Annotated in this window: 6 protein-coding genes; all 6 read left to right on the top strand. The window is 39.7% G+C overall.

The genetic code is table 11. The features are described 5' to 3' along the window. Window positions 1–310, top strand: a 310-nt coding sequence (locus tag Q0X66_RS04690) for a RagB/SusD family nutrient uptake outer membrane protein (RefSeq protein WP_297703701.1), incomplete at its 5' end; no start/stop codon positions are given. Between the two features lie 20 nt (window positions 311–330). Further along, on the top strand, window positions 331–477 hold the full coding sequence (locus Q0X66_RS04685) for a hypothetical protein (RefSeq protein ID WP_297703699.1): 147 nt from the start codon (window positions 331–333) through the stop codon (window positions 475–477). Further along, window positions 446–2,392, top strand: coding sequence for a hypothetical protein (locus Q0X66_RS04680; protein WP_297703697.1), 1,947 nt, complete (start codon window positions 446–448; stop codon window positions 2,390–2,392). Before Q0X66_RS04685 ends, Q0X66_RS04680 begins: the two co-directional genes overlap by 32 nt. 11 nt (window positions 2,393–2,403) lie before the next feature. After that, complete coding sequence (locus tag Q0X66_RS04675) at window positions 2,404–4,026, top strand: glycoside hydrolase family 16 protein (RefSeq protein WP_297703694.1); 1,623 nt, start codon at window positions 2,404–2,406, stop codon at window positions 4,024–4,026. A gap of 223 nt (window positions 4,027–4,249) precedes the next feature. After that, window positions 4,250–5,764 (top strand): glycoside hydrolase family 30 protein, encoded by a 1,515-nt coding sequence (locus Q0X66_RS04670; RefSeq protein WP_297703692.1) that lies wholly within the window; start codon window positions 4,250–4,252, stop codon window positions 5,762–5,764. Window positions 5,765–5,823: 59 nt separating this feature from the next. Then, window positions 5,824–7,365: a sugar porter family MFS transporter gene (locus Q0X66_RS04665; RefSeq protein ID WP_297703689.1), complete on the top strand. Its 1,542-nt coding sequence runs from the start codon at window positions 5,824–5,826 to the stop codon at window positions 7,363–7,365. The last annotated feature ends 52 nt before the right edge of the window (window positions 7,366–7,417 follow it).

Raw genomic sequence — 7,417 nt, 5'->3', positions numbered from 1 at the left:
AATGGCTGCCGAAGCTTTTAATAGAGGAGGTATTGATGACAATAAAGCACAGCAATTTTTAAATAGGGTAAGAAACAGAGCCGGTTTAGGAAATGTAACTGCAACAGGTAATTCATTGACGACAGCCATATATAACGAGAGAAGGGTTGAACTAGTTGGGGAGGGCCATCACTTTTTTGATTTAGTAAGAACCGGCCGTGCAGCTCAGCAAATTGATGGTTTTACATCCGGAAAAAATGAATTATTCCCAATTCCGTCTATCGAAATTGAATTGGCAGGAAGCAGATGGGCACAAAACCCTGGTTATTAATAAAAATAAACTTTGAAAAAATGAAAATTATAAAGCAATTATCGGTACTATTTTTAGTAATCAACTTATTTAATGCGTGCACAAAGAAGGAGACTTCATATGCATTGCAGCAAATATCTGCCCCTACAGATGTTAGTGCAGAATTTAATATTGCCCAGGACGATTGAGGTTTATTTCGGGGATGTTGAAAATGAGGAACCTTCACTTGTAGCCCTTGGTGAAACCGTCGTTCATGTATATGCAGAAGGAGAATTCACTTTAAAAATTGTTGCCATTGGATTATCAGGGTTAAAAAGCGAGTTAAGTCGGATAGTAACCATTTCATTTGCTGCTCCAACAGATCTGGAGGCCACAATAGAACAAACTAATGCACTAGAAATTACAGTCACACCTACAGCGACTGGAGCAACAGTTTTCGATATTTATTTTGGGGATGTGGAAAATGAGGAACCCACAATTATTATGGCAGGAGAGGCGGCTGTAAATGTTTATGAAGTAGCTGGAGACTATACAATTCGTATAGTGGCTCGTGGTGCGGGAGCAGCTACAATAGAAATTTCTGAAGTGGTAACAGTAAATGATTCAGTATTTACTTTGGCTGAAAGTTTCCCGATTGATTTTGAATCTAATGAAACCCTTTCTGGTGTGTTTGAAGAAAGTGGTGGCGTTACAGGAACACCGATAGCTAATCCGGATGCATCGGGACTAAATACCTCTGCAACGGTTTATGAGTTTAATAAGGCAGATGGTGCCCCCTGGTATTCCGGTATATTCCATATATTTCCACAAGATATTGATCTAAATGCAAGCCAGGAATTTACCATTAAGATCTGGTCACCTAAAGCTGGTGTTAATGTAAGATTCCAGCTCGAAAAAGAAGGTGGTGGAGGCGGACCTACAGTATCTGTAGATCAAACAGTTTCTACGGCAAACGAGTGGGTTTCCTTAAGTTACGACTTCTCAGGCCTTGTAAATGCTGCTGATGCTTATGATAAATTCGTGATCTTCCCGGACTTTGATGACGTGGGTCAACCTGCCGGAGACGGTTCCATTTATTATTTAGACGATGTTATTCAAGGTTCTGAAGGTCCAATAGTAGCTACTAGCTTCCCAATTTCTTTTGAAATGAACGAGACCCTCTCCGGAGTGTTTGAGGATTCTCAGGGAGTAACGGGTGCACCAATAGCTAATCCCGATCAATCAGGTATTAATATGTCTTCAACAGTATTTGAATTTAATAAAGCAGCCGGAGCCGCATGGTATTCTGGATTATTCCAGATCTTCCCTGCCGATTTTGATATTAGTACAACACAACAGTTTACCATTAAGGTCTGGTCGCCTAAAGCAGGTATCAATGTGCGCTTCCAGATAGAGAAAGAAGGAGGCGGAGGCGGTCCTACCGTTTTCGTAGACCAAACGCTTGCAACGGCAAACGAGTGGGTATCTTTAACCTATGACTTCTCAGGTCTTGTAAATGTGGCAGATGCTTATGATAAATTCGTCATCTTCCCTGATTTTGATGACGTCGGGCAGCCTGCTGGTGATGGTTCTGTTTATTACGTGGATGACATACAACAAGGTGTTCCTCCGCCAACCGTGGCAACAAGTTTTCCGATTGGCTTTGAGATGAATGAAACACTGTCAGGTGTATTCGAAGACTCACAGGGAGTTACCGGCCAGCCGATTGCTAATCCAGATCAAACAGGAATAAATACTTCAGCTACCGTTTTTGAATTCAATAAAGCAGCTGGTGCTGCCTGGTATTCGGGGATGTTTCAGATTTTCCCTGCGGATATGGATATAAGTACAAGTCAGTCATTTTCTTTTAAAATCTGGTCACCTAAAGCAGGTATCAATGTGCGCTTCCAAATAGAAAAAGAAGGAGGTGGGGCAGTAACTTATCAACTTGATCAAACCTTGGCAACCGCTAATAGCTGGGTTACATTAACCTATGATTTCTCAGGAATTGTTAATCCTGCAGATGGGTATGATAAGATTGTAATATTCCCCGATTTTGATGATGTTGGTCAGCCTGCGGGAGATGGATCTATCTATTATATAGATGATATAACACAAGACTAAAAATATTTAATATGAAGAAGGTAATAAAAAGATATGGTTCATTTTTACTGATTTTTCTGGTCTTTATGGCCTGTCAGGAAGATGAACCCGGATTGACAACCTTAATAGTACCCACTAATTTAAGTATAGCGACAGATATTGCGAGTGACCAATCCGGAAATGTTTCGGTAACGACAACTGCAGATAATGCCCTTAATATTCATGTTATTTTCAAAGAGAATAATGAGCCTGTAGTGGTAAGACCCGGTGAACCGGCAACGTTCCAATATACCCAATCTGGTGAGTATTCCCAGATAATCACTGTTGTGGCATATGGTGCAGGTGGAACTGCCTCTTCAGAATCGATTAGTATTGATCTGGATGTAAGACTATTGATAGATCCTGCTATTTTGCAGAAATTGGCTGGTGATGGTACAAAGAGATGGGTTTGGAATAAAGAAGAGACCGGGCATTGGGGAGCAGATGCGGCCTTTAATGAGCAGAATGATGGTTTTCCGGCACCGCCGAACAGTATGAATCCATGTCTTTATGATGATGTTTTGGTATTTTCCTATGATGAAAACGATAGCTACGGCTATCAGTTAGAAACAGGAGTTAATGATGAAACGCTTATTGGATGGGCCGACGTACAATATTTCTTTCCAAATGCTACACCGCAACAATTTGTAGATGAATGTCACGATATTTCAACCGCCAATAGTACGGCGGTAAAAAGCATTGATACAGATACCAGCTTTCTGGTTGTGGAAGAGGATGGCGAATTATATTTGGAAGTGGAAAACAGTACGCTTTCCTTCTGGTCTGGCGCTACCAGGTATAAAATTATTGAACTCACGGACGACTTTTTACACGTACGCGGAGATCATCAACCCATACTGGAAACTATAGAGATTGCCTATTACCATCAATTCAGACCGGAGGATTACGACCCCGATGCAGCGTTCGAATCAGAATTTAATACCCTTTTCTGGTCAGAAGAGTTCGATGTTGCAGGCGCTCCCGACCCTGCCATTTGGAACTATGATTTGGGCGATTTGGGAGTTAACAATGAAGAGCAAATCTATACTAACGATCCCAGCAATATTATCGTCGAGGACGATTTACTCAAGATTACTGCTATTGCAGATGGCAGTGGTGGGTATACTTCTGCCAGGATTCAGACACTTGATAATTTTGAATTTCAATATGGAAGGGTGGAGATCAGAGCAAAACTACCTACCGGAGAAGGAACCTGGCCGGCACTTTGGATGCTTGGCGGAGACCTTTTGACTAATCCATGGCCCGCGGCAGGGGAAATTGATATTATGGAGCATGTTGGCAATAACCAGGATGTTATCCTGGGGTCTACACATGATCCAAATAATTTTGCCGGAAATGCACGCTCCGTTACAACAACACTTCCTGGGGCTTCTGATGATTTTCATTTGTACGGCATAGAATGGACGGCAGGAGAAATTACATTCTTAATAGATAATGAACCTTATGGAACACTGGAGAACAATGGTAGTTTACCATTTAATAAAGATTTCTTCTTTATTTTAAATGTGGCTATGGGCGGTGATTTGGGTGGTACAATAGACCCTGCTTTTACACAGTCAACTATGGAAGTAGATTATATAAGGGTATATCAATAATTCTCTTTAGTTAATTTGTTTAGCAGAAAAAAGGTTAGCTGGTTCCCCTAACCTTTTTTTGATTAAATTGTACAGGATAACGATGTTCGTGCTCTTTAGGTGGCAAATTGTACTCAAGAATTACTTAAAAAAAGTACTCCTTAAATTAGTTCCTTTACTGGAATCTATAGTCAGGCATCAGTTTATCACTGTAATTTCAATAGTAATCTAAATGTCTCTTAAAATGAAACAAAGAAATAAGCAGCAGATGGTTAAAAGAATAGCGGCTATGCTATCATTATCACTGTTATTCGTTAATTGCTCAACCAAAGAAAAAGAATCGCCCGAAAAATTGGTTGCAGAACCTGAAATAAAAATAATATCTACGACAGACATGAATGCCAGCATTTATACTACTGCCCATAAGACCGATCTAAAACTTTCTGAGACAGGAGCATTGGCATTCAATGATTTTAAACAACCTTTAGAGACTGAAATTGACGTACTGGTTGATCCGAATAAGCAATTTCAAACTTTATTAGGAATTGGTGCGGCTTTGACTGACGCAGCTGCAGAGACTTTTTATAAACTGTCAGAGGAAAATCAGAAATTATTTTTAGAAGCCTACTACAGCAAAGAAAATGGTATTGGATATTCTTTGGGGAGAACTATTATTCATAGTTGTGATTTTTCAACTGGGAGTTATACCTATGTAGAAGAAGGAGATGCTGAGCTAAAAACATTCAATATTGATCACGATCGCCAATACCGGCTTCCATTTACCAAAAAGGCGATTGAAGCGGCAGGGGGTGAATTAACTATGTATGCCAGTCCCTGGAGTCCGCCGGCATTTATGAAAACGAACAACAATATGTTGCAGGGCGGGAAATTAAAGCCGGAGTTTTATCAACCCTGGGCCAATTATTATGTAAAATTTATAGAGGCCTATGAGGCAGAAGGCATTCCTATTTGGGGCCTTACCATACAAAATGAACCTATGGCCGTACAGCGCTGGGAATCTTGTATTTATTCGGCAGAAGAAGAACGTGACTTTTTAAAGAACTACCTGGGACCAACACTGGAAAATGAGGGGATGGGCAATAAAAATATCATTGTTTGGGATCATAACAGGGATCTCCTTTTTCAGCGTGCCAGTGTTATTCTAAATGACCCGGAGGCGGCTAAATATGTTTGGGGAGTGGGCTTTCACTGGTATGAAGATTGGAAAGATGGTATTCCAATGTTCGATAATGTGCAAAATGTTCACGAGGTATTTCCGGAAAAGAATTTGATTTTTACTGAAGGCTGTAACGAAGGTTATGATATTACCAAAATAGAGGAAGTAAGACTTGCCGAACGATATGGAAGGTCTATGATAAATGACTTTAACAATGGTACTGTTGCCTGGACAGACTGGAATATTTTATTGGATGAAACAGGAGGTCCCAACCATGTGGGGAATTTATGTTTTGCTCCGGCACATGGAGACACCAAAACAGGAGAACTTACATTAACTTATTCATATTATTATATAGGACATTTTTCAAAATTTATCCGTCCCGGTGCCAAAAGAATTAGCAGTGTTTCAAGTTCAAATTCTTTGCTGTCAACTGCATTTGTAAATGAAGACGGTAGTATAGTGATCGTTGCAATGAATCAAAGTGATGATCTCCTAGAATACAGCGTTACAATGAATTCAAAAACAGCAAAAGTTGATATTCCCGGACACGGAATACAAACCATTGTGATGTCAGAATAGTAATTAATATGATTACTAATAAAACAAACTAAATAACAAACCAAATAAAACTCAAAGACATGGTAGAAGGTCATTCAGAAACAAAAATGAATAAGTCCTATACCATACTCATAAGCCTTATAGTTGCTCTTGGAGGGTTTTTATTGGGTTTTGACAGTGCCGTTATTTCTGGTGCGGTCAAGGGGATTCAGGTCTACTTTGAAATGACAGAATGGATGCTTGGATTCTCAGTTGGCTGTGTAGTTTTCGGGGCAATGGCCGGAAATTTATTGGCGGGGCCTATGAGCGATATGTTCGGCCGAAAGAAGATATTAATTATTGTAGCAGCACTTTTTACTATCTCTGCTTCATGGTCAGCAATGGCAACCGGTTATACAGAATTTATTATTGCCCGGATTATAGGAGGTATTGGAATTGGCGGCGCAATTTTAATAGCACCAATTTATATCGCAGAAATTGCACCTCCTAAACTAAGGGGTAGCTTGGTTTCATTCAACCAATTGAATATAGTAATTGGAATTTCCGTTGCATATTTTTCCAATTACTTTCTTGTAAATATGGAAGGGGAAAGCTGGCGCTATATGTTGGGTGTTGAGGCCATTCCTGCAGCTATTTATTTTTTAGCACTTTTTACAGTACCAAGAAGTCCCAGATGGTTGATCAGGAATTTGAATCAGGTTAAACTGGCAAGAAAGATCCTTGTTAAAATAGGTGGTGAAGAGTATGCCGAACTGACCATTGCTGAAATCCAACGCGGAATGTCATCTACCGAAGAAAAAGGTAAACTATCCGATCTGTTTAAATACAGAAATCGCACCATTATGATAATTGCCATAGGCATTGCTTTTTTTCAGCAAATTACTGGGATTAATGCGGTCTTTTATTATGCCCCAACCATATTTGAACAAGCAGGTGGAAGCACGGATTCTTCTTTTTTACAGGCAATTGTGGTAGGACTTACCAACCTGGTGTTTACCTTAGTAGCCATTTGGTTAATTGACAGGCTGGGCCGAAAACCCCTTTTGCTGATAGGAACTTCCTTTATGACTATTGCACTTTTAATGGCTGCTTTTGCATTTAATAATGCGACCTATGATTTTAATGATAACACCCTGGCCAAAATTAGTAACAATGAAATTAGAACGGCATTGTCAGATTTCAACGGTAAGTCGTTCGATAGCCAGACTGCCCTTTTCGAAGAGGTAGAGCCTGCAATGGATCAGGACCTGTTCCTGCAATTCAAACGAAATGAAATAACCAATTTTATACAGATTAATGCTACTTTAGTTTTAATTGCTATTCTTCTGTATGTTGCCGCTTTTGCCATTTCGCTTGGACCGGTTATGTGGACTTTGATTTCTGAGATCTTCCCAAGCAAGATAAAAGGAATTGCAATTTCGGTAGTGGGCTTTTTTAACTCTTTGGTAAGTTTTTCTGTTACTCAGGTATTTCCCTGGGAATTATCCAATCTGGGACCTACAGTAACTTTCGCCTTATACGCTCTATTATCCTTCTGCGCCATATTCTTTGTATATAAATTCGTTATCGAGACCAAAGGACGAACCCTTGAAGAAGTTCAGGAAATATTAATTAGGAAATAGATTAAAATATGAGACAAATTATATTTTTAGTTTGTTTTTGTGCTTTTTTTCA

Origin of the sequence: uncultured Eudoraea sp. (assembly GCF_947260015.1) — a bacterium.
GTDB lineage: Bacteria > Bacteroidota > Bacteroidia > Flavobacteriales > Flavobacteriaceae > Eudoraea.
This window is presented reverse-complemented; position numbering and strand designations above follow the sequence as displayed.

Coding starts and splice junctions, on each gene's coding strand:
- Q0X66_RS04685 (WP_297703699.1), top strand. CDS start 331: ATGAAAATTATAAAGCAATTATCGGTACTATTTTTAGTAATCAACTTA.
- Q0X66_RS04675 (WP_297703694.1), top strand. CDS start 2,404: ATGAAGAAGGTAATAAAAAGATATGGTTCATTTTTACTGATTTTTCTG.
- Q0X66_RS04670 (WP_297703692.1), top strand. CDS start 4,250: ATGAAACAAAGAAATAAGCAGCAGATGGTTAAAAGAATAGCGGCTATG.
- Q0X66_RS04665 (WP_297703689.1), top strand. CDS start 5,824: ATGGTAGAAGGTCATTCAGAAACAAAAATGAATAAGTCCTATACCATA.